Raw genomic sequence first — 24,984 nt, forward strand, 5'->3', positions numbered from 1 at the left:
GTGCACGAACAGTTGCCTTTTATTTGCCGCCGGCTTTGTGTAAACCGGGCCTCAGCAAATTCCCCCGCAACGAAAACACGGGCAAAAGCCATGGAAAAATTCACCAAGCTCACCGGTGTCGCCGCTCCGATGCCGATCGTCAATGTCGACACCGACATGATCATCCCCAAGGATTACCTCAAGACGATCAAGCGCACCGGGCTCGGCACCGGCCTGTTCGCCGAAATGCGCTACAAGGACGACGGTTCGGAAAACCCGGATTTCGTGCTCAACAAGCCGGCCTACCGCAAGGCGCAGATCCTGGTCGCCGGCGACAATTTCGGCTGCGGTTCCAGCCGCGAGCACGCACCATGGGCGCTGCTCGACTTCGGTATTCGCTGCGTCATCTCGACCTCGTTCGCCGACATTTTCTACAACAACTGCTTCAAGAACGGCATCCTGCCGATCACCGTCAGCCCCGAGGATCTTGAGAAGCTGATGGACGACGCCTCGCGCGGCTCCAATGCCACGGTGTCGGTCGACCTCGAAGCCAAGGAAATCCGTGGGCCGGATGGCGGCGTGGTCAAATTCGACCTCGACGACTTCAAGCGGCACTGCCTGCTCAACGGGCTCGACGATATCGGCCTGACCATGGAGAAAGCCGGCGCCATCGCTTCGTTCGAGAAGCGGAACGCCGAACAGCGCCCCTGGGCCTGAGCGGCGCGCTCCGGACGGATGGATCTGGCCTTTCGGGCCGGTTCGCGGCGACTGAGTGGAGGGACAGTCATGACACGTTCGCTTCTTGCCGGCCTTTGCGGGCTGGCCTTGTTGCTGGGGCAAATCGCCAGCGCGTCTGCGCAGACCCAGACGCCCGCCATACAGCCGGCCCCGGCGACGGAGCAGCCGTCCGCCGATCAGGGGACGAACGCCGCCGATGCTTCCGATGACGACAAGCAAGCTCCCGTCCCGTTCGAAGGCGGCACGCTGACCATCACCCAGAAGGAACAGTATGGCGAGAAGGTGCTTGCCTATGACGGCAAGCAGTTGGCCAGCAATTACGATGTCTTCTTCGACAAAATAATCGAGGTCGGCGACGTCAAGGTGGCGCTGTTCGATGTCGGCGACGGCGGCAATCAATGCGGGCCGGCGACGGTGATCGTCTGGAAACCGGAAGGCGGCACGATCCAGAGCACCACGGTCGAGCAGGACCAGTGCGGCGCGCCGCCCTCGGCGGTGTCCGACAACGCCATCTATTTCGTGCCTTACCTGTTGCCGGGAGATCAGAAGCCGGCTTTGCAATGGTCGCCGACCGACGGGCTGACGATTTCGGGCAATCTGACCTACATGCCGGAACCCGGCACGGACTGGAAAGACATCGATCCGGAAAAGTACCAGAACATCATCGACGCCTTCCACAATGAGGCCGTCTACAAGGAAGCGGAAAAGCTGCTCGGCAAGGACATGGCCGACATGGCGACCAGCCTGCTGGTCGGCGGCGGCACCGAAAAGACCGCTTCGGGCGCCTTCTACGCCAGCGGCTGCGTGCCGCATGATTGCGGCGGCAATGACGGCTTCATGGCGGTCGACCCGGCCCAGCACAGGCTCTATTTTGCGCGCCGCGGCGACAATGGCCAGCCGAACGCCTGGCCTGATGTGGCGACATGGCCGGCGGATGTGAAGGCGGCGTTGGACAAGGCGCTGGGGGCGGCAAATTAAAGCTTTAGCGTTGCGCAGCACCCCCTCGCTTTCGTCATCCCATGGTCTGCGCCGCGTCGCTACGCTCCTTGCTCCGCCATAGGATGACGACGGAAGGGATGCTTCAACCAATCTCGGAGGTTCGCGCTTCGCTTCCGGGATAACAGTTTGCCTGGCTTGGCCCACGACCCGCGCCGTTCCGCCTGCTAATGCTGGCCGACAACCCAAGCAAGGCCCCTCATATGCGCAAACTCATCTCCACCGGTTCGCCGTTCGAAAAGACCGCCGGCTATTCGCGCGCCGTGGTGCAGGGCGACTGGTGCTTCGTCTCCGGCACCGCCGGCTACGACTATACGACGATGACGATGCCGGAAACGGTGGAGGCGCAGACGCGCAATTGCCTGGCGACGATCGGCAAGGCGCTGAAGGACGGCGGCTTCGAGATGGCTGACGTGGTGCGGGCGCATTACTACATCACCGACCAGGCCTTCGTGGATGTAGTCTTCCCGATCCTCGGCGAGACGTTCGGTGACATCAGGCCGGCAGCGACGATGATCGTCTGCCAACTCAACAAACCGGAAATGAAGATCGAGATCGAGGTGACGGCGCTGCGGCGCACGGCCTGAAGGGCGACCGACGATGAAAGTCCAGCGCATTGTTGCCAATATCGAGACAGCGGATGTCGCGGCGGCAAAACGCTTCTACCACGATGTGCTCGGCCTCGACGTGCTGATGGATCTCGGCTGGATCGCAACCTACGGCTCCGATGAAACGATGCAGGTGCAGGTCAGCTTCATGGCGCAAGGCGGTTCCGGCACGCCGGTGCCGGATCTCTCGATCGAGGTCGACGATGTCGATGCAGCGCTCGATGCCATGAAGGCGGCGGGCTTTGCCATCGAATACGGACCGGCCGACGAACCGTGGGGCGTGCGGCGCTTCTACGTGCGCGATCCGTTCGGCCGGCTGGTCAACATTCTCTCGCATCAGTGATGACGTATGCCGGCGGGATAGCGCCCCCCTCTGGCCTGCCGGCCATCTCCCCCCTCAAGGGGGGAGATTGGATGTCGCCTCGGCGTTCGCCAATCTCCACGTCAGAAAGAAGAGGCGAAACGATAATGCTGCCAATCTCCCCCCTTGAGGGGGAGATGCCCGGCAGGGCAGAGGGGGGCGCTACGGATCACCAACGAATCGGGTCATCCGTGATCGCTGCGTTCCTGCTTGCATGCAAGTCGCTTGGCGTTTAGCAAGGCCGCGGTTCAAATCTTTCCAGGACGGTTTCTCCATGGCAACGAAGCATCTTTTCCTGCTCCCCGGTGACGGCATCGGTCCTGAGGCCATGGCCGAGGTCAAGAAACTGATCGCGGTCATGAACGACAGGCTCGGCAGCGGTTTTGCCACCGATGAGGGGCTGGTCGGCGGCTGTGCCTATGACGCGCATGGCGCGGCGATCTCCGATGCCGACATGGAAAAGGCGATGGCGGCCGACGCGGTGCTGTTCGGCGCCGTCGGCGGTCCGAAATGGGATGCGGTGCCCTATGAGGTGCGCCCGGAAGCCGGCCTGCTGCGCCTGCGCAAGGACATGGAGCTATTCGCCAATCTGCGCCCGGCCATCTGCTATCCGGCGCTGGCGGCGTCCTCCTCGCTCAAGCAGGAGGTGGTCGAAGGTCTCGACATATTGATCGTGCGCGAGCTGACCGGTGGCGTCTATTTCGGCGAGCCCAAGCAGATCATCGATCTCGGCAACGGACAGAAGCGCGGCATCGACACGCAGGTCTACGACACGTTCGAGATCGAGCGCATTTCGGGCGTCGCCTTCGAACTCGCGCGCACCCGCAAGAACCACGTCACCTCGATGGAAAAGCGCAATGTGATGAAGTCGGGCGTGTTGTGGAACGAGGTCGTCACCCAGACCCACAAGGCGCGCTATTCCGACGTCAAGCTCGACCACATGCTGGCCGACGCCGGCGGCATGCAGCTGGTGCGCTGGCCAAAGCAGTTCGACGTCATCGTCACCGACAATCTGTTCGGCGATATGCTGTCCGATATCGCCGCTATGCTGACCGGCTCGATCGGCATGCTGCCGTCGGCCTCGCTCGGCGCGCCTGACGTGAAGACCAAGAAGCGCAAGGCGCTCTACGAGCCGGTGCACGGTTCGGCGCCCGACATTGCCGGCAAGGGCATTGCCAACCCGATCGCCATGATCGCCTCCTTCGCCATGTGCCTGCGCTATTCCTTCGGCATGGTCGATGAAGCCGACCGCGTCGAAGGCGCGATCGCCGCCGTGCTCGACGCGGGCCTGCGGACGAAAGACATCATGTCCGATGGCATGACCGAGGTCGGTACGGTTGAGATGGGCGACGCGATCATCGCCAAATTCCTGGGCTGATACCGTGACGGTCGACGTCCGCTGGGCGACGATCGAGGACGCGACGACGCTCGCGGCCATGTTTTGCGAGATGGCGGAACATTATCGGCAACCGCCTCTCGATGCCGACCGGGCCCTGTCTGCGGCACGAAAATGGCTTGGCGAGGAAAGCCCGGCCTATCCGCATTTCGCGCTCGCCTTCATCGAGGGCGAGGTCAGCGGCCTGGCGTCGGTGGCGATCGCGCATCCCGGTATCGATCTCGAGCGGCTGCTGTTCCTCAAGGACCTGTTCGTGCGCGACAAAGCCCGCAACGGTGGTGTCGGCCGGGCGCTGATCGGCTTTCTCGCCGATCATTGCCTGCGCGAAGGCATCGGCCGCATCGACCTGACCAGCGAGGACTGGAACGAAGGCGCGCAGCGCTTCTACGACCGGCTTGGCGCAGAACGCCACGGCCAGAAGGTCTTTCTCAGGCTTTCGGGCGAGGCGCTGAAGGCGATCATCCCTAGACCCTGACGCCCGCCGGCACCGGTCCCCACTGGTTTTCGCGGGCCTGCGTCGGGATCAGCGCGAAGACCAGGATGATCAGGCTGCCGATGGTCGGGATCAGCACCACCAGATAAAGCCAGCCCGAGAGGCCGATGTCATGGATGCGGCGAACGGTCATGCCGAGGCTGGGCAGCAGTGTCGCCAGGACGAAGGTGCCGCAAAGGCCGACGGTTACCGCCGCCGATACGCTGCTGTCGAAATTGCCCATTTCGTTGTCGGCGAAAAGACCGATGCCGCCGATGACAAGCAGCGAGACCACCCAGAACAGGAAATACCCCCAATATTCCTTGCGACGGGCACGTCCGGCGAAATTGAAATAGTTCTGCGTCACGCCACGCCAGAAATAGCCCCAGAGATCGGTGGGCTCGGCCGGCCCGGAGGAACGGCCGAAATGCTGGGCCTGTGGCGCAGAAGCGGATGGTGCGTTACCGGCTTGAGTTGGCGCGGCGCTCGTACCAGCGTCGCCGGCCGGCGCAGCCGTCTCGGCGGCGATCAAAAAGACGTCGCGCGCCTGGCCGCCGCCCGCCTGGAATTCCACGCCCGCGCCCTTCCGCATAGTGGTTTCCCGGCGCAGGTTTTCGCGGGTGAAGGTGTAGCGGTTGCCGTCGGCTCCGGTGATGAAGCCGAAGCCCTGGACTTCGTCATAGTGAAGCACTTTGCCGCGCATTTGCCACCCCCACTTGCCACGTCCCTGCCAAGGTGTGGCACATGGCCGAACCGATGGGCAAGACCGCATCGGGATGCGGCCGGCGTCATGCGGGCGGATGAGGCTCGTTGCCCGGTCTTACGAAGGCCGCTTCTTCGCCTTCTTGTGCTTGGGTGCACCAGAGGTGTCGAATTTCGGCTTGCCCGGCTTCTTCGCCCATGGCTTTGCATCATGCGGGGCGGTCGGGCGCTGATCGGCTGCTGCCGGTGCACGTTTTTCGAATTTGCGCTTCGGCGCGTTGGGATCGAACGGCGCCTTGCCGCGATGCGGCTTCTTGTCGGGGCTTGGCGGCTGATAGCCGGCGCGCGACAGATCGGGCGTACCGTCGAGCCGCTTCACCAGGATGTTGCCTTGCAGCTTCCGGTCGGGACCGATCGCGGCCAGGAAGCGGTCTGCCCAATCCGCTGCGATCTGCACGTAGGTCTCTTCCGGCTGCATCTTGATGGCGCCGATCTCTCGCTTCGAGATGCTGCCGGTGCGGCATAGCATCGGGATGAGCCAGCGCGGTTCGGCATTCTGCCGGCGCCCGATCGACAGCGAGAACCAGACGCTGTCGCCGAAATCGTCGCGGCGGCTGGGCGCCTCGTCGCGGCGCGCGAAACCTTCGCCCGCCGGTCTTTCACGCGACGGCGTGAAGGGCGCGATCTCCATGAGGTCCTCGGGGGCCGAGCGGCTGGCGCGGCACTGGCGCACGAAGGCAGCGGCCACCTGTTCGGCGCCATGCCTGGCGAGCAGTGCGTCGATGAAGGAGCGCTCGTCCTCCTTCACCGGCTCATCGAAAGCCGGATCGGCAAGGATGCGCTCGTCGTCGCGCCGCATCACGTCGTCGGCCGAGGGCGGGCTCGCCCATGTCGCCTTGAGGCCGGCGTTCTGCAACAGCCGTTCGGTGCGCTTGCGGGCGCTGTTGGGCACGATCAGCGCGCTGACGCCCTTGCGCCCGGCGCGGCCGGTGCGGCCGCTGCGGTGCAGCAGCGTTTCCGGGTTGGTCGGCAAATCGGCGTGGATGACCAGCTCAAGATTGGGCAGGTCGATGCCGCGCGCCGCGACATCGGTGGCGATACAGACTTTTGCGCGGCCGTCCCGCATCGCTTGCAGCGCATGGCTGCGCTCATTCTGGCTGAGCTCGCCCGACAGGGCGACGACGGAGAAGTTGCGGTTGTTGAAGCGCGCGGTCAGATGATTGACGGCGGCACGCGTGTTGCAGAACACCAGCGCGTTCTTGGCTTCGTAATAGCGCAGCACATTGATGATGGCGTTCTCGCGGTCGGGCTGGGCGACGCTCAGCGCCCGATATTCGATGTCGAGATGCTGCTTCTCCTCGCCGGCGGCCGAAATGCGCACCGCATCGCGCTGATAGCCCTGGGCGAGCGTGGCGATCGAGCGCGGCACCGTGGCCGAGAACATCAGCGTCCGGCGTTCGGCCGGAGCGGCGTCGAGGATGAATTCGAGGTCTTCGCGAAAGCCGAGATCGAGCATCTCGTCGGCCTCGTCGAGCACCACCGCCTTCAGCGCCGACATGTCGAGCGAGCGCCGGGTGATGTGGTCGCGCAGCCGGCCGGGCGTGCCGACGACAATATGGGCGCCACGCTCCAGCACACGCCGCTCCGAGCGCATGTCCATGCCGCCGACGCAGGACGCCACGGTGGCGCCGGTCAGTTCGTAGAGCCATTCCAGTTCGCGCGTCACCTGCAAGGCGAGTTCGCGCGTCGGCGCCACCGCCAGCGCCAGTGGTGCAGCGGCGTGGCCGAAGCGCTCCGCGCCCTCAAGCAGGGTCGGCGCCAGAGCGAGGCCGAAGGCCACCGTCTTGCCGGAGCCGGTCTGCGCCGAAACCAGCGCATCGGCCTCGCCGAGCTCGGGCGCCACGACCGCCTTCTGGACGGGCGTCAGCTCGGAATAGCCGCGTTTCTCCAGCGCCCTGGCAAGCGCTGGAACAAGTGCTTCGAAGTTGGACATCTCACTCTTTCGGAATTTTAGGGTCCGCGCTCATCACGGAGCACATGCCGGGGCGGGCCTCGCGCCAGCCAAACAATCTTGGCCGTTCGTACTTCGCGCAGCCGCGATTGTACAGGGCGCGCGCAAAACCAGGCGCCGCTCGGCAATTGACTCTTGCCGCAAACCGCGTAAAAGCCGGCACCGAACGGGACAGTTTCGATGCGCGGCCTTTTGACGGCTCTTCCTGCATTCGATGCCCCCAGCCTCAATGCACATCATTGGGCCGGGCGCGTCGGCGCGTCTCCTCGTTTCAGCAAAACCGCATTCTTGGCCAAGAAAACTGGCAAAACCACCACCAAAACGGTGTGATTCCCTTGGCCTAACCACCCTCTCCCGGGTTCGGCCCGGGGGACGGAACCCGCAGCGGCCAGCGGGTTTCTCCAAAAACCAAGCGGAGAGGGACAGGAGATTTTTCGATGAGTTTCAAGGTAGCGATCGTCGGCGCCACGGGCAATGTGGGCCGGGAAATGCTCAACATATTGGAAGAGCGCGGCTTTCCGGTAAGCGAAGTCGTGGCGCTGGCGTCGCGGCGCAGCCAGGGCACGGAAGTGTCGTTCGGCGACCGCACGCTGAAGGTGAAGACGCTCGACCAGTATGATTTTTCCGACACCGACATCTGCATCATGTCGGCCGGCGGCAGCGTCTCCAAGGAATGGTCGCCGAAGATCGGCAAGCAGGGCTGCGTCGTCATCGATAATTCGTCGGCCTTCCGCTACGACCAGGACGTGCCGCTGATCGTGCCGGAAGTGAACCCGGACGCGATTTCGCTGTTCACGCGCAAGAACATCATCGCCAATCCGAACTGCTCGACGGCGCAGCTGGTGGTGGCGCTGAAGCCACTGCACGACTTCGCCACCATCAAGCGCGTCGTCGTCGCCACTTACCAATCGGTGTCGGGCGCCGGCAAGGAAGGCATGGACGAACTCTTTACCCAGACCCGCGCGGTCTTCGTCGCCGATGGCGTCGAGGTCAAGAAGTTCACCAAGCGCATCGCCTTCAATGTCATCCCGCACATCGACGTCTTCCTCGACGACGGCTCCACCAAGGAAGAGTGGAAGATGGTCGCCGAGACCAAGAAGATGCTCGACCCCAAGATCAAGCTGACGGCGACCTGCGTGCGCGTGCCGGTGTTCATCGGCCACTCGGAAGCGGTCAACATCGAGTTCGAAAAGCCGATCACCGCCGACGACGCGCGGGATATCCTGCGTGAAGCCCCAGGCTGCCAGGTGTTGGACAAGCGAGAGGACGGAGGCTACATCACGCCGCTGGAATCGGCCGGCGAGGACGCCACCTTCATCTCGCGCATCCGCGAGGATTCGACCATCGACAACGGCCTGTCGATGTGGATCGTCTCCGACAATCTGCGCAAGGGCGCCGCACTCAACGCGGTGCAGATCGCCGAGCTTTTGGTCGAGCGCGGCCTGATCCAGCCGAAGAAGAAGGCGGCCTGACGGCTGATTTAGTTTTCGCTCACGGGCCGCACCGCCGCTAGCGCGGCTGGCCCGCGGTCGCGGGCTCCGCCCTCGGCCGGGATGCTGAAGGTTTGCGGAGCATTGATGAAGGCCAATCTCCCCCACGAGGGGGAGATCGGCAGCTTCGCCGATGCGCTACACTCGGTTGTCCTCGGCCAGCCCGATCAGCAGCTTCAGTGCCTCCTCCGCCCTATCGGCGGGAACGAACAGATGGTCGTGATAAAAGGCCGAAACCGGGTTCACGCCCATGCCGGCGGCGGCCAGGCGCGTGGTGATGGCGGCGAGGAAGCCGACGGCTTCCAGCGACGAATGGATGTTCAGCGTCAGCATCCGGCAGCGGAACGAAGCGGTCAGTGCCGCGGCGTTGGCCTCCTCCTCGGTCACGATCAGCGTCACACCCTCGCGCTCGCGAAACACCATCACCGGCTCAACGCCTTCCGGCTGAGGGACGCCGGGTGCCAGCGTGACGAAGACATAGGCGCCGGCGAGCAGCTCCGGTGTCATCGACGCCAGCAGTGTCTTGAGATCGGTTTCGCCGGCCATCTGTCTTCCCTCGCCTGCAAAAAACGGGCCGCAGCCCACGTGCTCTTCAATATCCGCGACCGGCGCGTGCCGATAGTCCAGGCGCTGCAAGGACGACATGGCGATGTCGCTGGCGGCTGGGCTTGCAGAGCTGTCGCATCGCACAATAGAGAAGCTGAGGGCCAGTGCCGGTCCGTGAAAGGCCTTCGATGATCGTTCGCCCGCGCCCCACATTCCTGCAGCTGTTCTTCATCATGCGCGGTTCGGTCGTGCCACGCATTCTGCCGCAAATATTGGGCTTCGCGCTTTATTCCGCGATCGTCCTGGCCGCGGCGCGCCGGTTCCAGCTTGATTTCAGCGTCTTCAACATCACGCCTTTCGGCCTGGTCGGCGTGACATTGTCGATATATCTCTCGTTCCGCAACAACGCCGCCTACGACCGTTGGTGGGAGGCGCGCAAGCTGTGGGGCGCGCTGGTCTTCGAAATGCGCAACCTGGCACGCGCCACCACCAGCCTCATCCCGGACCAGACTGAACAGCGCGCCCTGCTGATGGAAGCGCTCGCCTTCTGTCATTTCCTGCGCGGGCAGCTGCGCAAGATCGACAGCATGAAGGATGCCCGTGCCTTCATCGACGCGGAGGCGGACAAGGCAGCAGCCTTTTCCAATCCGGCGGATGAGATGGTCAGGCGGATGGGCCGGCGTGCCAATGCGCAGCGCCTGGCGGGCGACGTCGACACGATCGGCTTTCGTATCCTCGATGAGAGGCTCGCGTCGGTCGCGGCCATCCAGGCCGGCTGCGAGCGGATCGCCGGTACGCCCTTGCCGTTCGCCTACACGCTGCTGGTGCATCGCACGGCCTATATCGTCTGCCTGCTGCTGCCGATCGGCCTGATCTCGAGCACCGGTTGGGCGACGCCGCTGTTCACCGCGCTGATCGCCTATACTTTCTTCGGCCTCGACGCGCTGTCGGAAGAGCTCGAGGATCCGTTCGGCACCGAAGCCAACGACCTCGCTCTCGACAGCCTCTGCCGTGTCTGCGAAATCTCGGTGTTCGAGGCGCTTGGCGAAACGCCGCCGAAGATGATCCCGGCGGAAAAGTTCTATTTTTCGTAGGCAAAGGCGCGCGGGCTTAGCGGGATTAAAAGAATCCGCCCCGCTGTCGGATCGCCGCTCCATGCCACGTCCTTGGTTCGACCCCAGCAAGAAGGGAATAGAACCATCAGGAGGGACCATCATGAGCATTTCCGAAACCGCGCCCGTCTCGCCGGGCGCTTTGTGGACCGGCCGCGCGCTCAGCGGCGTCATCGTGCTGTTCATGATCTTCGACGGCGCCATCAAGCTGCCGCCGCTCGATATCGTCGTCCAGACGATGGTACCGCTTGGCTGGCCGGCCGATCCGAATGTCGCGCGCATGCTTGGCGTCATCGGCCTGATCTCGACCGCTCTCTATGCGCTGCCGCGCACCTCGGTGCTCGGCGCCATCCTGCTTACTGCCTATATGGGCGGCGCCATCGCCACCAATGTCCGCGTCGACAACCCGCTGTTCTCGCACATTCTGTTCGGCGTCTATCTCGGCATTATCCTGTGGGGTGGCCTGTATCTGCGCGATCCCAGGCTCCGCGCGCTGATCCCGTTCAGCCGTTAGATCCGGATCGAAGCACCACTTTCGGCTCGAAGCCTGAACCCTTTGCCGGGCAATATCTCAGGGATCGAATCGTCGAGTTGCGAGTTAGAGATTCGCCCGGCGGCGGAGGCGGCTCCTATCGGAGAGGAACGACGATGAAGAAAACGATGCTTTTGATGGCGCTGCTGGTGCCGCTCGCCGCTTGTTCGCAAACGGAAAAAGGCGCGGCCGTAGGCGGCCTCGGTGGCGCTGCCGTCGGTGCGGCGGTCGCCGGCGATCCGGTTGAAGGCGCCGTCGTCGGTGGTGCCGTCGGCGCTGTTGCCGGCGCGCTGATCGGCCGGGCGAGCGAGCGTGGCGAATGCCGCTACCGCGATAGCCGTGGCCGCGTCTATATTGACCGCTGCCCGCGCGGCTATTGACCGGGCGGCTTTTACAGACAGGGTCGAATGAAAAAACGGCGGGCACATGGCCCGCCGTTTTCCTGGATGCGATAGAGCAAATACTTATTCGGCGGTTGCGGCTTCCGCCTCGGCCGGTGCAGCCGCGGCGGCGGCAACGGCAGCAGCGGCATCTTCCTGCGCCTTCTTCAGAAGAGCAGCGCGTTCCTGCGCCTTCTTGCCCGGCTCGGCCTTCTTCGGGTTGGAACGGGCGTCGCGCTTGACAAGGCCGGCCTCGTCGAGGAAGCGCAGCACGCGGTCGGTCGGCTGGGCGCCATGCGCCAGCCAATGCTTGACGCGGTCGGCGTCGACCTTGACGCGTTCGCCATCCTTGGGCAGCAGCGGGTTCCACGAGCCGATGGACTCGATGAACCGGCCGTCACGCGGCGAACGGGCGTCGGCAATGACGACGTGGTAGTAAGGACGCTTCTTTGAGCCCGCACGGGCCAGTCGGATCTTCAAGGGCATTTCTTTTCTCCTAAAAACTAAGTTCGTTGATTGGGTTTCAGTTGGTTTTCGTCACGCCGTTGGAAGCGGCGATCTGTTCGTGGTGGCGGATCACTTCGCGGACGACGAAGTTGAGGAACTTTTCCGCGAAATCCGGGTCGAGATGGGCATCCTTCGCCAGCTGGCGAAGCCGGGCGATCTGCTGCTGCTCGCGTGCCGGGTCGGCCGGCGGCAAGCCATGAGTCGCCTTCAGCACGCCAACCGCCTTGGTGCAGCGGAAGCGCTCGGCAAGCATGTGGATGAGGGCTGCGTCGATGTTGTCGATCGACGCCCGGTAATCTGCCAGGAGGGCGCGGGCGTCGGCCATGTCCTTTTCTTCGTTCATGGCGTCCTCACTTCTTCTTGCCAAGGCCGGGCAGCCCGCCACCGCCGAGGCCGGGAAGCCCGGGAAGTTTCATGCCGCCGGGCAAACCTGGCATGCCGCTGGGCAGGCCACCGCCGCCGGGAAGGCCTTTCATGCCGCCGCCTAGGCCGGCTGCCTGCGCCTGCTTCTGCAAGGCTTCGAGCTGCTTGGGGTCCATCTTCGACAGGTCCGGCATGCCGCCGCCCATCATGCCACCCATACCGCCGGGCATCATGCCGCCGAGGCCCATCTTGGAGGCGAGGCCGCCCATCATGCCGCGCATCAGGCCGCCGCCTTTGCCCTTGCCGCCCATCGCCTTCATCATGTCGGCCATGCCGCGATGCATTTTGAGCAGCTTGTTGATTTCGGCCGCGTCGGTGCCGGAACCGGCAGCGATGCGCTTCTTGCGCGAATGCTTGAGCAAATCGGGATTGGCGCGCTCTGCCTTGGTCATCGACGAGATGATGGCGAGCTGGCGGCCGAACATCTTGTCGTCGAGACCGGCGGCGGCCATCTGGTCCTTCATCTTGCCCATGCCGGGCATCATGCCCATGATGCCGCCCATGCCGCCCATCTTCGACATCTGCTGAAGCTGGCCGGCGAGATCGTTCAGGTCGAACTTGCCCGACTGCATCTTCTTGGCCATCGCCGCCGCCTGTTCGGCGTCGATGTTCTCGGCGGCCTTTTCGACGAGCGAGACAATGTCGCCCATGCCGAGGATGCGGTCAGCGATGCGCTTGGGGTGGAATTCCTCCAGCCCGTCCATCTTTTCGCCGGTGCCGATCAGCTTGATCGGCTTGCCGGTGACGGCGCGCATTGAAAGGGCAGCACCGCCACGGCCGTCGCCGTCCATGCGGGTCAGCACGAGACCGGTGATGCCGACGCGCTCGTCGAAGCTCTTGGCCAGGTTGACGGCGTCCTGGCCGGTCAGCGAATCGGCGACCAGCAGGATTTCGTGCGGGCTCGATACCTTCTTGATGTCGGCCATCTCGACCATCAGCGGCTCGTCGATATGGGTGCGGCCGGCGGTGTCGAGGATGACGACGTCGTGGCCGCCGAGCTTGGCCGCCTGCACGGCGCGGCGCGCGATGTCGACCGGCGACTGGCCGTCGATGATCGGCAGCGTGGCGACCTTGACCTGTTCGCCGAGCTGGCGAAGCTGCTCCTGCGCGGCGGGGCGCCGCGTGTCGAGCGAGGCCATCAGGACCTTCTTGTTCTGACGCTCGGAAAGACGCTTGGCGATCTTGGCCGAAGTGGTCGTCTTGCCGGAACCCTGCAGGCCGACCATCATGATGACGACCGGCGCCGGGGCATTGAGATCGATGGCGACGCCTTCGGCGCCGAGCATGTCGACCAGTTCGTCATGAACGATCTTGACGACCATCTGGCCGGGCTTGATCGACTTGACCACGGCAGCGCCGACGGCCTTCTCGCGCACCTTGTCGGTGAAGGAGCGCACCACTTCCAGCGCCACGTCGGCTTCGAGCAGCGCACGGCGCACCTCGCGCAGCGCCGCCGAGACATCAGCCTCCGACAGCGCGCCGCGGCCGGTCAGGCCGTTCAGGATCGAACCAAGACGTTCCTGTAGCGATTCAAACATTCGTTTTCCTTTTCCCTGGCACCCGGATGGTGCCCGAGAGGTAATGCGTTCGCGCCCAGTGTCCAACCAAAAGTCCAAGCAAAAGCCAAAACCAAAAAGCACCCGGGGGCGCTCAGCGCTGCCGGGTGTTGGCCTCCAGGATCGATTTACAGCACTTCACCTCAAAGAGGTTTCGGCGTCCTGGTCGGCTTGCTCGGAGGGATACTCGTCGCGGAAGTCGGGGCGTGTAGACAGGAAATCTGCGCAAGAGTCAAGACAAGGGCCGGGTAGCGTCGTTCCCGGACCCGCATTCAGGCCGTGCTCGCGCGGTCCGGAAGCTCGGCGGCGACCTTGAGCGGCGAGCGCGGATGCAAAAGCAGCCCGATGGTCAGCAGGCTGCAGGCGATGCCGATGAAGGCGATGAGAACCGCATCCGACGTTGCCCAGCCCGGTCCCTCGAGCGGCCTGGCGTTGAACAGGGCGAAGGAATTGTAGCTTTCCTGATGCGAGATCAGCAGGAAGCCGGTCAGGTTGTTGCCGAGATGAGCACCCAGCGCGGCGCCGAGATTGCCTGTTGCGTAAACGACAAGCGTCAGCAGCAACGCGAAAGCGGCGATCGACGCCAGCACACAGGCGTTGATGGCTGGCGACGAACTCGCACTCCAATGCAGCGAGGTGAACAGCAGGGCCGGCAGCAGCGCCCAGATGAACGGGCTCTTGAACCGGCTGGCCAGCCCGCGCAGCAGGTAGCCGCGAAACAGCAACTCTTCCGACGAGGTCTGCAACAGAGTGAGCGCGGCGATCGGGATCGCAAACAGCAGCCAGGACGACAGGCTGATCGGGCCGCGCGCGATCTGCGGCTGCAAGAGATAGAGCAGGATTTCGGAGATCAACGAGGTGATCAGCACCGCGATCAGCCCCTTGAGGAAGCCGGACCATGAAACACGCCGGCTGTTGCCGAGCAGCGCCGACAGCTTCTCGCCATGCACCCAGCGCATCGCGACCCACAGGCCGATCCAGATGCCGGCGAACGAGACGAGCGCGGTGAGAATGCCGATGGGCGAAGCGAGGAAACCCTGCATGCCGGATGATGGGGCCGCCTGCCGGGCGAAGAAGGCATAGGTGCCGCCGACCAGCACGGCCACGGTGGTTGCTGCCCAAAAAAGGACGACGATCCCCGTTCCGAGCAACAGGCGCGGCAAGGTCGTCCTGGCGTTCGGCGAATGCCTGTAGCGCTCGAAGGCGGCCGGATCGATGGTCACGCGGGCTCCTTTGCCAAAGTCATCGCCTATTGACTAATCGATGGCCCGGAAAATCGGAATCGTTTTCCGCAAAGCGCAACCCTCAAAGCAGCGTCGGCGCAGAAGAGGCGACGCTGCGGTGCCGCCTGCCGGCGGCCGCTGCTGTGGCAGCGGCCGCTTATGCCAATTGTCGTCAGCGCACGACGTACATGATGCGCCGGGTCTGCGGATCGATCAGCGCCCGCTGGCCGTTCACATAGACATAGCGGTAATTGTAGTCCGGAATCTCGCGCAGCTCGACGGTGTCGGGCAGGGTCGCGCCGGTGACCACTTCGCCTTCCAGATAGATGGGATCGAGGCGATGCGTGTCTACATAGGTGCGGACTTCAGCCGGGGGCGGCGGGAAGTCATCCACGACCGGATCGCTGGCGATGATCGCGCCGGTATAATCGGTCGAGTAGTTGCCGATGTCCTCCGGCGGCGAGACGACAGCAACGCTGGCGCGCCGTTGCGTCAGCACCACCCGGCTGCCGCCTATATCGGCCGTCACATAGTCGGAATAGACCCAGCCCTGGCCGCCGGCCTCGGCTATGGTGCACCATTTGCTGTTTTCGATGCAGCCATTGAGCGTTGCCGACTGACCGGCGGCGAGCACGCCGATGACAGGGTATTGCGGGCCGGGTCCGGCGCGCACGTTAAGGTCGGTGACGGCTGAGACGGCGGTGTCGGCAAACGCGGCGCCCGACATCACGGTCAGCATTCCGGCGACCGCCGGAAACAACAGGGATTTCATGGTTTCTCTCCGTTTTCATGGTCCCTCGCCAGCGAAAACGGGGCAGCAGCTCATGCGTTCCCGCTAAAGCGCCTGTGCCAACTCACGATTTGTTCCCTGTTCTCCAGGCAAATCGGTCAGAAGTTCGTGAACGAAGTCCAATTTCCGCGCCGTGACGTCCGAAATGACAAAGGGATAGAGGTCCGGCAGGCCCATGCAGCGGTTGATCGAATTGGAGGCTTCCGACAGCACCAGCCAGCGGGCAAGGATCTTTTCGAAAGGCTCGGGCGCGGTCGGCGGCTCCGAGGGTGCCGCCTGCAATTCGCCGCCGGTGTCGCCGCGCGGCAAGTCGTTGGCCTCCACCGTCTCCAGCCGGCCGAGCGGAAAGTTCAGTGCGTGCACCATTTCCAGCGTGTCGGTGATGTGCAGGTGGTGAGCCCAGGTCTCGGCCCAGTCCTCCCATGGATGCGAGGTCGCATAGGCCGAGATGTGGCCTTGCTGCCAGTCGGGCGGCGCACCATTGGCATAATAGGCCTTCAGCGCCTGTTCGTAATCGGCGCGGTCATCGCCGAACAGTGCGCGGAAAGCTTCGAGCCGGTGCGGATCGTCGCGGATCAGGCGGTCCCAATAATAGTGCCCAAGCTCATGACGGAAATGACCGAGCAAGGTGCGGTAGTTCTCGCCCATCTCGACGCGGCGCTTTTCGCGCTCGGCCGAATCCGCCTCGGCGACGTTGAGCGTGATCAGGCCATTGTCGTGGCCGGTCAGGATCCGCTCGCCGCCGGGGCCGCCGCCGATCGGATCGGCGAGGAAGTCGAAGGCCAGCCCGATCTCGTCGGCGGGGTTCTGCTTGGGCGCCACCGGCAGCCCGAAGGCCAGCAGCGAATAGATGGCGCGCTTCTTCGCCGCTTCGACACGGATCCAGCGGCGGCGGTTGCCGTCGACGGAGAGATCCGGGATCAACTGGTTGAGCGCACAGGCGCGGCAAAAGGCGTGTCCGGGCTCGGCCATCCAGTTGCAGGCGCATTCATCGGCGTTGGTGCACTGGAAGATGCCGTCGGCGCTGGCCAGCGCGAAACAGGCGTGCTCGGGATCGTAGAGCACGGGGTTCCCGCAGTTCAGGCACTGGGCGTTCTCGAAATAGATGCGATGGCCGCAATGCGGGCAGTCGAAGAGTTTCATGTCGGTCTCAATTCACCGGAGGTGACATAGATGTTCACGGCGGCCCGTGCCCAACGCGAACAGCCGCGCGGCGTTCCACATTTTCCTGAAGCTATTTGGCCGCAAGTTGGGCGACAACCTGTCTTGCCACCGCTTCGCCCGACAGCCGTGCGCCGCCGCAGGTCTGCATCAGCGGGCCGGCCAAGTGCTCGCCGGCGAAGAAGATCTTGTCGGCCACCGGCTGCATGAGCGCGGCGCGCGCCAGTGAACGGCCAGGGCGGGCGGCGGCGTAGGCGCCGCGCACGAAGCGCTCGCCGCCCCAATTGGTCATCATGGCGCGTCCGACATGCTTGCGCGTATCGCCACCGAAGATGCCGCACAGCCGGTCGACGACGAAGTCGATGCCGGCCGCCTCGCCGGCCGCCGACATTTCCCAGGCGAAATCGCCGCCGACGAAGCCGACCATCAGGTCAAGGTCGAACGGGAAGCACAGGAAATAGATGTCGTGCCTGGCCATCCGTTCGATCAGCAGGTCGTCGAAGGGCTGCAGCCCGAGCCTTGTGCCCGATATTTCGACCGGCAATTTGGTCAGCATGCCCATCGGCAGGTCGAAGAAGGCGCCAAAATGGGTGTCGGGCAGGGCCGGCGAGAACGCGATCTCCTCGAAGGCGAGCACCGCTGGCGAAGCGGTCACGATCACCGCTTTGGCGCGGACGGTGCCGCGATCGGTGACGCAGGCGACGCCGGGCACGTCCCACAGGATCTTGCGTACCGGCGTCGACAGTTCGACCGGCACGCCGGCGCCGAAACGCGCCACCAGCGCGCCAAGGCCCTCCTTGCTGAAGTAGTTCGGGTCGAGATCGGCGGCGGCCTGGAAGTCCAGGATCGAGATTTCGTCCTCGTCGGCGCCGAAATCCATCGGCCCGGCGAAGGTGGCGGCGGCGCGCGGCGCATGGCCTTTTGCCAACAGCGCCGAAAGACGATCGTCATCTCCGTCCTTCACTTCATGCCTGGCCAGCAGTTCGAACAGCTTGGCGTCGGCGGCCTTCATGTCGGCTTCTTCCGCTTCGCTCGCCTTGCGCTCGCGGTAGTACAGATGATCGACATTCATGTCGTGATGATGCAACGTCCAGCCTGCCACTTGCGCTTCGGGAAAATAGGGATTGCGGTCGGCGGCATGCAGCCAGGCGCAGCCGATGTCGAAAGGCACGCCGAAATGCTGGTCGCTGGTCCAGGCTCGCCCGCCGATTCGGTCCATCGCTTCGAGCAGCGTGAAGGAAAGCCCCGCCGCCTGCAGGGTTTTGGCAGCGGCAAGACCCGCCGAGCCGGCGCCGATGATGACGACATCAACGTCTTGCATGCAGCCCCCTTGCCACAATAATCACTTGATCCTAGGCAAATTCCACGGCATTCGCCAGCATTGCAGCGGTGACAGTGACAAGTGCGCGTTTCGCTGGCAAGTTCGCAATTGGGACGTGATTCAGGCAACCAGGAGATCAACATGGCAATTCTTGCCAAGGGAAAGATGTTTGCAGCGGCCGTGGTGGCGGTGCTTGCGCTGGCGACGGGCGCACAGGCAGCGGCCAGCTGCGGCAAGACCGGCGCCGGCTTCGAGGCCTGGAAGCAGGACTTTGCCGCGCAGGCCAGGTCGGAAGGTGTAGGCGCCAAGGGGCTGGCCGCTCTGGCCGGGGCAAACTACGCGACAAAGACCATCTCAGTCGACCGCGGCATTCACAAGGCCTTCAGCGGCTCGGTGGACGATTTCATGCGGCGGCGCGGCGGCGCGGCGATTATCTCCAAGGGCCGGTCGCTGAAGAAGTCGAATGCGGCGCTGTTCTCCAAGATCGAAGCGAATTACGGCGTGTCGCCGGGCGTGTTGCTGGCCATCTGGGGTATGGAAACCGGCTTCGGTTCGGCCATGGGCAACCAGAACACCGTCTCTGCGATTTTGACGCTTGCCTATGATTGCCGCCGCCCGGGGTTCTTCTACCCGCATGCGATCGCCGCCCTGAAGCTGGTCGATCGCGGGGCGCTGACAGCCTCGTCGGTCGGGGCCGCGCATGGCGAGATCGGACACACGCAGTTCCTGCCAGGAAACGTCCTGAAATATGGCGTCGGCGGCGGAAACCTGCGCGACAAGGGCACGGCGCTGGCTTCCACCGCCAACTTCCTCAAGGGCCATGGCTGGCGGGCAGGCGCGAGCGCGAGTGCGAATATGGGCGCGATTGCCGGCTGGAATTCCGCGAGCGTCTATCAGCAGGCCATCGCCCGCATTGCCACGGCGATCGACGGCGATTGACGGAACATGCACCGGGCAGAAGGCCCCGGCCATTTTTTGACTTGATCGAAAACCCGGCGTGAATGCCGGGTTTTTATTTGATTTCGAGCGTGTAGGAGCAGCCGGCCAGGGTCTTGCCGGGATGGGACTCGACGGTCGAGACGTTGAGCTTGACGTCGGTGGAGAAGGTCAATCCTTCCGACTCTTCGGTGCTTTGGACAACGACCTTTTCGCCAAGGAATTTTTGCGGCGTGGAAAACACGGCCATGACGTCGAGTTCTTTTGCAAGCTCCGGCGCGGCAACGCCGTCGAGCACGGCCATCGGCCCCGCAGCGGTAAACACGATCGATCCTGTCTCGCGGTTGAACACGCGGATTTTGGCCGGCAGTTCGTATTGGCTGAGAAACGGATTGGCGGAGGCAACCTCCTTCCAGCCAAGCGTTTCAACGGCACCCGGTGCGCTGAACAGCCACAGGGCAAAGTCGTTGTAAGTCGGAACGTCCGCCCTGCACTCGATCAGCGCGGGAAGGTCAAGAGAGGCGGGGTCGAACTCCTGGCCGGCGGCCGGCGTCGCCAGAACAACCAGCGGCGCCAGGCAGCGACCGAAACCGCGCATCCGCCCTACTTGGCGCGGTTGCGCGCTGCCAGCGTTCTCAGCCGCAGTGCATTGAGGCGGATGAAGCCGGCGGCGTCCTTCTGGTCATAGGCGCCACGGTCATCCTCGAAAGTGACCAGCGCATCGGAGTAAAGCGTCTTCTTCGACTTGCGGCCGGTGACCATGACGTTGCCCTTGTAGAGCTTGAGCCGCACCGTGCCCTCGACGTCTTCCTGGCTCTTGTCGATCATCGCCTGCAGCATCAGCCGTTCGGGCGCGAACCAGAAGCCGTTATAGATCAGCTCGGCGTAACGCGGCATGAACTCGTCCTTGAGGTGGGCCGCACCTCGGTCGAGCGTGATCGATTCGATGGCCCGGTGGGCGGCGATCAGGATGGTGCCGCCTGGCGTTTCGTAGACGCCGCGCGACTTCATGCCGACGAAGCGGTTCTCGACCAGGTCGAGCCGGCCGATGCCATTGTCGCGGCCAAGATCGTTGAGTGTCGCCAGCATGGTTGCCGGCGACAATTTCTTGCCGTTCAGCGCGATCGGATCGCCCTTCAGGAACTCGATCTCGATCTCGGTGACCTTGTCCGGCGCGTCCATCGGCGAAACGGTGCGCTGATGAACGAATTCCGGCGGCTCCACCCACGGGTCTTCCAGCACCTTGCCCTCGGAGGACGAATGCAAGAGGTTGGCGTCGACCGAGAACGGTGCATCGCCCTTCTTGTCCTTCGGCACCGGGATCTGGTGCTGCTCGGCGAAATTCATCAGGTCGGTACGCGACTTGAACGTCCAGTCGCGCCACGGCGCGATGACCTTGATGTCGGGGTTCAGTGCGTAAGCCGAGAGCTCGAAGCGAACCTGATCGTTGCCCTTGCCGGTGGCGCCATGCGCGATCGCATCGGCGCCGGTTTCCCGCGCTATATCGACCAGATGCTTGGAGATCAGCGGCCGGGCGATCGAGGTGCCGAGCAGATAGGTGCCTTCATAGACGGTGTTGGCGCGAACATCGGGAAGACGAAGTCGGCGACGAATTCCTCGCGCACATCGACGATACGGATGTCCTTGATGCCCATCATCTCGGCCTTGCGGCGCGCCGGTTCCAGCTCTTCACCCTGACCGAGATCGGCGGTGAAGGTGATGACCTCGGCGCCGAACTCGGTCTGCAGCCATTTCAGGATGATGGATGTGTCGAGACCGCCGGAATAGGAGAGCACGACTTTCTTGATGTCTTTGGTTTTGGACATTTGGCGGTTCCGCGACAGGAGTTCTTGGCGCGCGAGTATCACGGGGTTTCCGGCTTGCGCAAGAGATGAACGGCGCACGGCAGGGGTGACGAACGCGGATAACGAGCTTTCGCTGTTGTGGCTTGGCTGATCGCGTGGGTTCCGATTTATCTCTTTCAGTCCTCTGAGAACTTCGCCGTCAACCCGGCTCGGAACGCTGGCGTTACAGCGCCGCGCGTGCTTCAGACACGCGAAAGATGCGGCAGCACTTGATTTTAGCGGCCGAAGACAAGCTTTCGTTGCAGAAATGCTGCACCTTGGCTGCAATCGGCCAAGTCGAGCGGTCGCGTCCATTTCTTTTTACTTTTAGGACCTTCCGCGTGTTAGCTGCGTCAGTATATTCGGAATACTCGGGGGTCACATGCAACGTTTTCCTATTGTCGTCGCGTCATTGGTCGTGGCGACGTCTTCCTACGCGGCCGACATCTTGCAGCCGATCGCAGAAGAAACGGTGGTCACGCCGCATATCTCCGGCTACGGCGAACTTTACCTTGGCGGACTAAGGTTTCCCGACGGCAATGACGACACGGTCCGGGCCGGCGGTGGTGCAGGTCGCGTCAACATTCCGTTTGCCGGGCGCTGGAACCTGCAAGGCGACCTCACTTACGATCGCATCTGGCAGGACGACTTTCATTTGGATGGCACCGGCGCCGCGATCCATGGCTATTATCGCGATCCCGACAGTTTTGCGGCTGGCGTTTTCGCTGCCTACAAATCCTATGGCTCCAATTTCCTTCGCGACGTAAGTGTGTACGACTATCAGGTGGGCCCGGAAGCCCAAGTCTATCTCGGCAATTTGACCCTTTACGGCCAAGCCTATTATGGCCAGTTCACCTTCGATTCCGAACATTTCGATATCGAACGTTTCAGCCAATGGGGTGTCCGCGGCGTCGCGCGTTATTTCGTCCAGAAGAATTTTCGCCTGGATGCCGAACTCGATTTCCACAGAACGCTCGTGGGCTCCAACGAGGACATGTTTGACGCCGCCGTTCAGGCCACATACCGCTTCGACGACACGCCGTGGTCGCTGTTTGGACGCTATCAGTTCGAGCGGACCACGGTCTCCGCGTCGGGTTATTCAAGCCACGCATTCCTGATCGGCGTGCGCGCCAGCTTCGGCAGCAACTCGCTGCTTGACGAAGATCGCAACGGGGCGACGATGGACACCATGCGACCCAACGGGGTGAGAAGTTTCGGGGGCTAAGCTGGGTCCTACGTTCCGCTTCCGGCATCATCGCCTGTCTTGGTACCAACAGCCCCGGCCTCGCGCCGGGGTTTGCGCGAGATGCGCCGATGATCGATGCGCTCAAGGCCGGCGCGCTGTGCGGCACGCTGATCTGCACCACGCTGGCGGTGGTCGCGCTAATCGCCGCCTCATCGATGGCCTTCTTCGCACTGAAGATCTTTGGCGCCGGCTATCTCGCCTTCCTTGCTTGGCAGGCGATCGCAGGCACGTGCCAGACTGCCGATCCAGCGTGAGGCAGGCGGCGGGCATGATGTCTGGATAAACGAAAAAATCGTTTGTCCGAGAAGCCGGCCCGCTTTTCGGGGCCATGCTCTGGGAAACAACCTGCTACAATCATAGGATGCATTCGACTGGCGGATTTAATCAAGTTTTCATGCGGCCACGCTAAGCAAGCAGGACAGAGTTGTCCTGGTTCGCATGTCGATGCCGGAGCAGCTTTTGCTCGCACATCGCGGGCTCCTCGGGCTTGGGCGACTCTCGATGCGCGTTATATCATGCATCGCCACGGAGCATAATCTGTGGCTTGTCCTCCTGGCGGCGCTGATGTGCGTCACCGGCTGTTGGGTGACGATCGGCCTCTTCGACCGTTCGAGGAAAACCACCGGCGTGCAGATGAAGGGCTGGCTGTTCCTGACCGCGGTCGCCGCCGGCTCGTCGATCTGGTGCACCCATTTCATCGCCATGCTGGCCTACCAGCCCGGCGCGCCGATCACCTTCGATCCGGTCCTGACCATGGCGTCCCTGGTCATCGCCATCGTCGGCACCGGGCTGGGCTTCACCCTCGCATCCGGCAAGAGCCGGCGGCTGGCCCCGGAATGGGGCGGCGTCGTCGTCGGCCTGGCGATCTCGGCCATGCACTACACCGGTATGATGGCCTATCACGTTGCCGGCATCGTCGAATGGGACGGCTCCTATGTCGTGGCCTCACTGGTCATCTCGGCGGTGTTCTCCGCCCTGGCCGTCGGCCATGCCGTGCGCCGGCCATACCGCTGGTCGCATTATCTCGCCATCGGGCTGCTGGTGCTGGCGATCGTCGGCCTGCATTTCACGGCGATGGCCGCGGTGGCGGTGACGCCGCTGTCTTTCATCAGCACAGGCACCAATCCCGATATTCTGGTGGCAATGGCGGTCGCCGTCGCCGTGGTCGGCCTGATCGTCGCGGCCACCGGCTTCGCCAGTTACCTGATCGATGAGCGTGGCCGACTGGAGAGTTTCGAGCGGCTTCAGCATCTCGCTCTCAACGACGCCCTTACCGGCCTTCCCAACCGGGTCTCCTTCAACGACCGCCTCGACCATGAGATCGACCGGGCATGCGAGGGCGAGGACACGATGGCGGCGGTCATCGTCATCGATCTCGACCGCTTCAAGGAGATCAACGACCTCAGGGGACACGCGGCCGGCGACCAGGCTCTCAAGATCGTTGCCCGCAGGCTGGCGAAACTCACCGGCGAGGGCGAGTTCGTCGCACGGCTCGGCGGTGACGAGTTCGCCGCCATCAAGCGCTTCAAGGATCAGAAGGACCTGCTCGGCATGGTCTCGAGGCTGGAGAAATCCCTGTTCGAGCCGTTGCGGCTCGACGATTTCGAGATCGCCGCCGGCGCCAGCATCGGCGTCGCGGTCTATCCGCGCGACGGAGCCGATCGGGAAAGGTTGGTCAGCAACGCCGACCTTGCCATGTACCGGGCGAAGAACGACGTGACGCGAGCCGTCTGCTTCTACGAATCCGCCATGGACGAGACGGCGCGGGCGCGCCGCGCCTTGGCCACCGACCTTCGCCAGGCGATCGACCGCGGCGAGCTTTCGCTTCACTATCAGGCGCAGACCTCGGTCCCGACCGGCGCCACCTGCGGCTACGAAGCGCTGCTGCGCTGGACCCATCCCGTGCATGGCATGATCCCGCCCGCCGAATTCATCCCGATTGCCGAAGAGAACGGCTCGATCATGGCGATAGGCGAATGGGTGCTGCGGACCGCGTGCCGGCAGGCGGCCTCGTGGGGCAATGGCCACAAGATCGCGGTCAATTTGTCGCCGGTGCAGTTCGCTCATGCCGATCTCGCCAAGCTCGTCCATCAGATCCTGATCGAGACCGGGCTGTCGCCGAAACGGCTGGAGCTGGAGTTGACCGAATCGACGATCGTCGCCGACAAGGTGCGCACGCTGCATGTCCTGCGCCAGGTCAAGGCGCTTGGGGTGACGATCGCGATCGACGATTTCGGCACTGGCTATTCATCGCTCGATACGCTGCGCTCGTTTCCCTTCGACAAGATCAAGCTCGACCGCTCATTCATGGCCGATGTCGAGCGAAGCCCGCAGGCCAAGGCCATCATCCGGGCGGTGCTGACGCTGGGCCGCAGCCTCGACATTCCGGTGCTCGCCGAAGGCGTCGAGACACATGTCCAGCTCACCATCCTGCAGGTCGAAGGCTGCAATGAGGCGCAAGGCTATTTTCTCGGCCGGCCGAAGCCCATCGACCAGATCACCGGGGACACCGATGTCCGCAACGATCGACTCTTCGCGGAGGAGCCAGCGAGGATACGGCTGAGCAGGCAGGCATAGGACTGCCGCGGCCGGCGCCCAGCGAATGCCGTGCAGACGCCTGCTGGATCGAGATCGGATCGCTGCTGTGTCTGGCG

At 63.6% G+C, this 24,984-nt stretch carries 26 protein-coding genes and 1 pseudogene; 15 read left to right on the forward strand and 12 right to left on the reverse strand.

The features are described from left to right. The first annotated feature begins 90 nt into the window (after positions 1-90). The 6 genes from leuD to RPF88_RS23225 all read left to right on the forward strand — a co-directional run bounded on the left by leuD (position 91) and on the right by RPF88_RS23225 (position 4,553). Complete coding sequence (gene leuD, locus RPF88_RS23200; RefSeq protein WP_013528787.1) at positions 91-696, forward strand: 3-isopropylmalate dehydratase small subunit; 606 nt, start codon at positions 91-93, stop codon at positions 694-696. Between the two features lie 69 nt (positions 697-765). Further along, the gene (locus RPF88_RS23205) at positions 766-1,695 is read left to right on the forward strand and encodes a hypothetical protein (protein WP_027162870.1); all 930 of its coding nucleotides are present in this window, start codon (positions 766-768) and stop codon (positions 1,693-1,695) included. 221 nt (positions 1,696-1,916) lie between these two features. Next, positions 1,917-2,300, forward strand: a complete 384-nt coding sequence (locus RPF88_RS23210) for a RidA family protein (protein WP_013528789.1) — start codon at positions 1,917-1,919, stop codon at positions 2,298-2,300. Positions 2,301-2,313: 13 nt separating this feature from the next. Continuing rightward, complete coding sequence (locus tag RPF88_RS23215; protein ID WP_013528790.1) at positions 2,314-2,664, forward strand: VOC family protein; 351 nt, start codon at positions 2,314-2,316, stop codon at positions 2,662-2,664. A 292-nt stretch (positions 2,665-2,956) separates the two neighbouring features. Next, the gene (leuB, locus tag RPF88_RS23220; RefSeq protein WP_013528791.1) at positions 2,957-4,060 is read left to right on the forward strand and encodes a 3-isopropylmalate dehydrogenase; all 1,104 of its coding nucleotides are present in this window, start codon (positions 2,957-2,959) and stop codon (positions 4,058-4,060) included. 4 nt (positions 4,061-4,064) lie between these two features. Next, on the forward strand, positions 4,065-4,553 hold the full coding sequence (locus RPF88_RS23225) for a GNAT family N-acetyltransferase (RefSeq protein WP_337123283.1): 489 nt from the start codon (positions 4,065-4,067) through the stop codon (positions 4,551-4,553). Here the strand turns inward: RPF88_RS23225 and RPF88_RS23230 are convergent. Next, on the reverse strand, positions 4,543-5,253 hold the full coding sequence (locus tag RPF88_RS23230) for a DUF805 domain-containing protein (protein WP_063169563.1): 711 nt from the start codon (positions 5,251-5,253) through the stop codon (positions 4,543-4,545). The genes RPF88_RS23225 and RPF88_RS23230 overlap by 11 nt on opposite strands. A gap of 117 nt (positions 5,254-5,370) precedes the next feature. Beyond that, positions 5,371-7,245 carry a DEAD/DEAH box helicase gene (locus RPF88_RS23235; RefSeq protein WP_063169562.1) on the reverse strand — a complete coding sequence of 625 codons (1,875 nt, stop codon included), beginning with the start codon at positions 7,243-7,245 and terminating at the stop codon, positions 5,371-5,373. Between the two features lie 198 nt (positions 7,246-7,443). Here RPF88_RS23235 and RPF88_RS23240 point away from each other — a divergent pair, with 198 nt between their 5' ends. Together RPF88_RS23240 and RPF88_RS23245 are read left to right on the forward strand one after the other, a co-directional pair. Continuing rightward, entirely contained in the window at positions 7,444-7,593 is a 150-nt protein-coding gene (locus RPF88_RS23240) for a hypothetical protein (RefSeq protein WP_164753489.1), read from the forward strand. A gap of 107 nt (positions 7,594-7,700) precedes the next feature. Beyond that, complete coding sequence (locus RPF88_RS23245; protein WP_013528795.1) at positions 7,701-8,735, forward strand: aspartate-semialdehyde dehydrogenase; 1,035 nt, start codon at positions 7,701-7,703, stop codon at positions 8,733-8,735. A 156-nt stretch (positions 8,736-8,891) separates the two neighbouring features. Here the strand turns inward: RPF88_RS23245 and RPF88_RS23250 are convergent, their stop codons facing one another. Next, on the reverse strand, positions 8,892-9,299 hold the full coding sequence (locus RPF88_RS23250; protein ID WP_013528796.1) for an ACT domain-containing protein: 408 nt from the start codon (positions 9,297-9,299) through the stop codon (positions 8,892-8,894). Between the two features lie 188 nt (positions 9,300-9,487). On the opposite strand from RPF88_RS23250, the gene RPF88_RS23255 reads away from it, so the two are divergent. The 3 genes from RPF88_RS23255 to RPF88_RS23265 all read left to right on the forward strand — a co-directional run bounded on the left by RPF88_RS23255 (position 9,488) and on the right by RPF88_RS23265 (position 11,323). Continuing rightward, positions 9,488-10,393, forward strand: a complete 906-nt coding sequence (locus RPF88_RS23255; protein ID WP_337123284.1) for a bestrophin family protein — start codon at positions 9,488-9,490, stop codon at positions 10,391-10,393. A gap of 121 nt (positions 10,394-10,514) precedes the next feature. Continuing rightward, positions 10,515-10,925: a DoxX family protein gene (locus RPF88_RS23260; protein ID WP_013528798.1), complete on the forward strand. Its 411-nt coding sequence runs from the start codon at positions 10,515-10,517 to the stop codon at positions 10,923-10,925. 134 nt (positions 10,926-11,059) lie between these two features. Beyond that, entirely contained in the window at positions 11,060-11,323 is a 264-nt protein-coding gene (locus tag RPF88_RS23265) for a YMGG-like glycine zipper-containing protein (protein WP_013528799.1), read from the forward strand. 84 nt (positions 11,324-11,407) lie between these two features. On the opposite strand, the gene rpsP is transcribed toward RPF88_RS23265, so the two are convergent. From rpsP to RPF88_RS23300, 7 genes are all read right to left on the reverse strand, one after another. Then, entirely contained in the window at positions 11,408-11,809 is a 402-nt protein-coding gene (gene rpsP, locus RPF88_RS23270) for a 30S ribosomal protein S16 (protein ID WP_013528800.1), read from the reverse strand. A 37-nt stretch (positions 11,810-11,846) separates the two neighbouring features. Next, the gene (locus tag RPF88_RS23275) at positions 11,847-12,173 is read right to left on the reverse strand and encodes a chorismate mutase (RefSeq protein ID WP_013528801.1); all 327 of its coding nucleotides are present in this window, start codon (positions 12,171-12,173) and stop codon (positions 11,847-11,849) included. Positions 12,174-12,180: 7 nt separating this feature from the next. Continuing rightward, entirely contained in the window at positions 12,181-13,791 is a 1,611-nt protein-coding gene (gene ffh / locus RPF88_RS23280; protein ID WP_024504031.1) for a signal recognition particle protein, read from the reverse strand. 290 nt (positions 13,792-14,081) lie between these two features. Further along, positions 14,082-15,032 (reverse strand): CPBP family intramembrane glutamic endopeptidase, encoded by a 951-nt coding sequence (locus RPF88_RS23285; RefSeq protein ID WP_013528803.1) that lies wholly within the window; start codon positions 15,030-15,032, stop codon positions 14,082-14,084. Positions 15,033-15,204: 172 nt separating this feature from the next. After that, positions 15,205-15,804 carry a DUF1236 domain-containing protein gene (locus RPF88_RS23290; protein WP_027162879.1) on the reverse strand — a complete coding sequence of 200 codons (600 nt, stop codon included), beginning with the start codon at positions 15,802-15,804 and terminating at the stop codon, positions 15,205-15,207. Between the two features lie 63 nt (positions 15,805-15,867). After that, entirely contained in the window at positions 15,868-16,965 is a 1,098-nt protein-coding gene (locus tag RPF88_RS23295) for a zinc-binding metallopeptidase family protein (RefSeq protein ID WP_024504028.1), read from the reverse strand. 91 nt (positions 16,966-17,056) lie between these two features. After that, entirely contained in the window at positions 17,057-18,304 is a 1,248-nt protein-coding gene (locus RPF88_RS23300) for a flavin monoamine oxidase family protein (RefSeq protein WP_013528806.1), read from the reverse strand. Positions 18,305-18,445: 141 nt separating this feature from the next. On the opposite strand from RPF88_RS23300, the gene RPF88_RS23305 reads away from it, so the two are divergent. After that, on the forward strand, positions 18,446-19,243 hold the full coding sequence (locus RPF88_RS23305; RefSeq protein WP_013528807.1) for a lytic murein transglycosylase: 798 nt from the start codon (positions 18,446-18,448) through the stop codon (positions 19,241-19,243). A 73-nt stretch (positions 19,244-19,316) separates the two neighbouring features. On the opposite strand, the gene RPF88_RS23310 is transcribed toward RPF88_RS23305, so the two are convergent. Next, on the reverse strand, positions 19,317-19,838 hold the full coding sequence (locus tag RPF88_RS23310; RefSeq protein WP_337123285.1) for a hypothetical protein: 522 nt from the start codon (positions 19,836-19,838) through the stop codon (positions 19,317-19,319). 5 nt (positions 19,839-19,843) lie between these two features. Beyond that, positions 19,844-21,066, reverse strand: a pseudogene (locus tag RPF88_RS23315) (argininosuccinate synthase). A 400-nt stretch (positions 21,067-21,466) separates the two neighbouring features. Between RPF88_RS23315 and RPF88_RS23320 the strand changes: the two are divergent. The 3 genes from RPF88_RS23320 (at position 21,467) to RPF88_RS23330 (ending at position 24,907) form a co-directional block, all read left to right on the forward strand. After that, positions 21,467-22,309 (forward strand): hypothetical protein, encoded by an 843-nt coding sequence (locus RPF88_RS23320; protein ID WP_337123286.1) that lies wholly within the window; start codon positions 21,467-21,469, stop codon positions 22,307-22,309. Between the two features lie 89 nt (positions 22,310-22,398). Next, the gene (locus tag RPF88_RS23325) at positions 22,399-22,584 is read left to right on the forward strand and encodes a hypothetical protein (protein ID WP_411909233.1); all 186 of its coding nucleotides are present in this window, start codon (positions 22,399-22,401) and stop codon (positions 22,582-22,584) included. Positions 22,585-22,831: 247 nt separating this feature from the next. After that, positions 22,832-24,907 (forward strand): putative bifunctional diguanylate cyclase/phosphodiesterase, encoded by a 2,076-nt coding sequence (locus RPF88_RS23330; protein ID WP_337123287.1) that lies wholly within the window; start codon positions 22,832-22,834, stop codon positions 24,905-24,907. Positions 24,908-24,984 lie beyond the last annotated feature (77 nt).

Source organism: Mesorhizobium sp. ISC11 (assembly GCF_037162595.1).
GTDB classification, from domain to species: domain Bacteria; phylum Pseudomonadota; class Alphaproteobacteria; order Rhizobiales; family Rhizobiaceae; genus Mesorhizobium; species Mesorhizobium ciceri.

Coding starts and splice junctions, on each gene's coding strand:
- RPF88_RS23305 (WP_013528807.1), top strand. CDS start 18,446: ATGGCAATTCTTGCCAAGGGAAAGATGTTTGCAGCGGCCGTGGTGGCG.
- RPF88_RS23210 (WP_013528789.1), top strand. CDS start 1,917: ATGCGCAAACTCATCTCCACCGGTTCGCCGTTCGAAAAGACCGCCGGC.
- RPF88_RS23230 (WP_063169563.1), bottom strand. CDS start 5,253: ATGCGCGGCAAAGTGCTTCACTATGACGAAGTCCAGGGCTTCGGCTTC.
- RPF88_RS23290 (WP_027162879.1), bottom strand. CDS start 15,804: ATGAAATCCCTGTTGTTTCCGGCGGTCGCCGGAATGCTGACCGTGATG.
- RPF88_RS23275 (WP_013528801.1), bottom strand. CDS start 12,173: ATGAACGAAGAAAAGGACATGGCCGACGCCCGCGCCCTCCTGGCAGAT.
- RPF88_RS23310 (WP_337123285.1), bottom strand. CDS start 19,838: ATGCGCGGTTTCGGTCGCTGCCTGGCGCCGCTGGTTGTTCTGGCGACG.
- RPF88_RS23235 (WP_063169562.1), bottom strand. CDS start 7,245: ATGTCCAACTTCGAAGCACTTGTTCCAGCGCTTGCCAGGGCGCTGGAG.
- RPF88_RS23260 (WP_013528798.1), top strand. CDS start 10,515: ATGAGCATTTCCGAAACCGCGCCCGTCTCGCCGGGCGCTTTGTGGACC.
- RPF88_RS23205 (WP_027162870.1), top strand. CDS start 766: ATGACACGTTCGCTTCTTGCCGGCCTTTGCGGGCTGGCCTTGTTGCTG.
- rpsP (WP_013528800.1), bottom strand. CDS start 11,809: ATGCCCTTGAAGATCCGACTGGCCCGTGCGGGCTCAAAGAAGCGTCCT.
- RPF88_RS23330 (WP_337123287.1), top strand. CDS start 22,832: ATGCGCGTTATATCATGCATCGCCACGGAGCATAATCTGTGGCTTGTC.
- RPF88_RS23240 (WP_164753489.1), top strand. CDS start 7,444: ATGCGCGGCCTTTTGACGGCTCTTCCTGCATTCGATGCCCCCAGCCTC.
- leuB (WP_013528791.1), top strand. CDS start 2,957: ATGGCAACGAAGCATCTTTTCCTGCTCCCCGGTGACGGCATCGGTCCT.
- RPF88_RS23265 (WP_013528799.1), top strand. CDS start 11,060: ATGAAGAAAACGATGCTTTTGATGGCGCTGCTGGTGCCGCTCGCCGCT.
- RPF88_RS23325 (WP_411909233.1), top strand. CDS start 22,399: ATGATCGATGCGCTCAAGGCCGGCGCGCTGTGCGGCACGCTGATCTGC.
- RPF88_RS23300 (WP_013528806.1), bottom strand. CDS start 18,304: ATGCAAGACGTTGATGTCGTCATCATCGGCGCCGGCTCGGCGGGTCTT.
- leuD (WP_013528787.1), top strand. CDS start 91: ATGGAAAAATTCACCAAGCTCACCGGTGTCGCCGCTCCGATGCCGATC.
- RPF88_RS23255 (WP_337123284.1), top strand. CDS start 9,488: ATGATCGTTCGCCCGCGCCCCACATTCCTGCAGCTGTTCTTCATCATG.
- RPF88_RS23215 (WP_013528790.1), top strand. CDS start 2,314: ATGAAAGTCCAGCGCATTGTTGCCAATATCGAGACAGCGGATGTCGCG.
- RPF88_RS23245 (WP_013528795.1), top strand. CDS start 7,701: ATGAGTTTCAAGGTAGCGATCGTCGGCGCCACGGGCAATGTGGGCCGG.
- RPF88_RS23250 (WP_013528796.1), bottom strand. CDS start 9,299: ATGGCCGGCGAAACCGATCTCAAGACACTGCTGGCGTCGATGACACCG.
- ffh (WP_024504031.1), bottom strand. CDS start 13,791: ATGTTTGAATCGCTACAGGAACGTCTTGGTTCGATCCTGAACGGCCTG.
- RPF88_RS23320 (WP_337123286.1), top strand. CDS start 21,467: ATGCAACGTTTTCCTATTGTCGTCGCGTCATTGGTCGTGGCGACGTCT.
- RPF88_RS23295 (WP_024504028.1), bottom strand. CDS start 16,965: ATGAAACTCTTCGACTGCCCGCATTGCGGCCATCGCATCTATTTCGAG.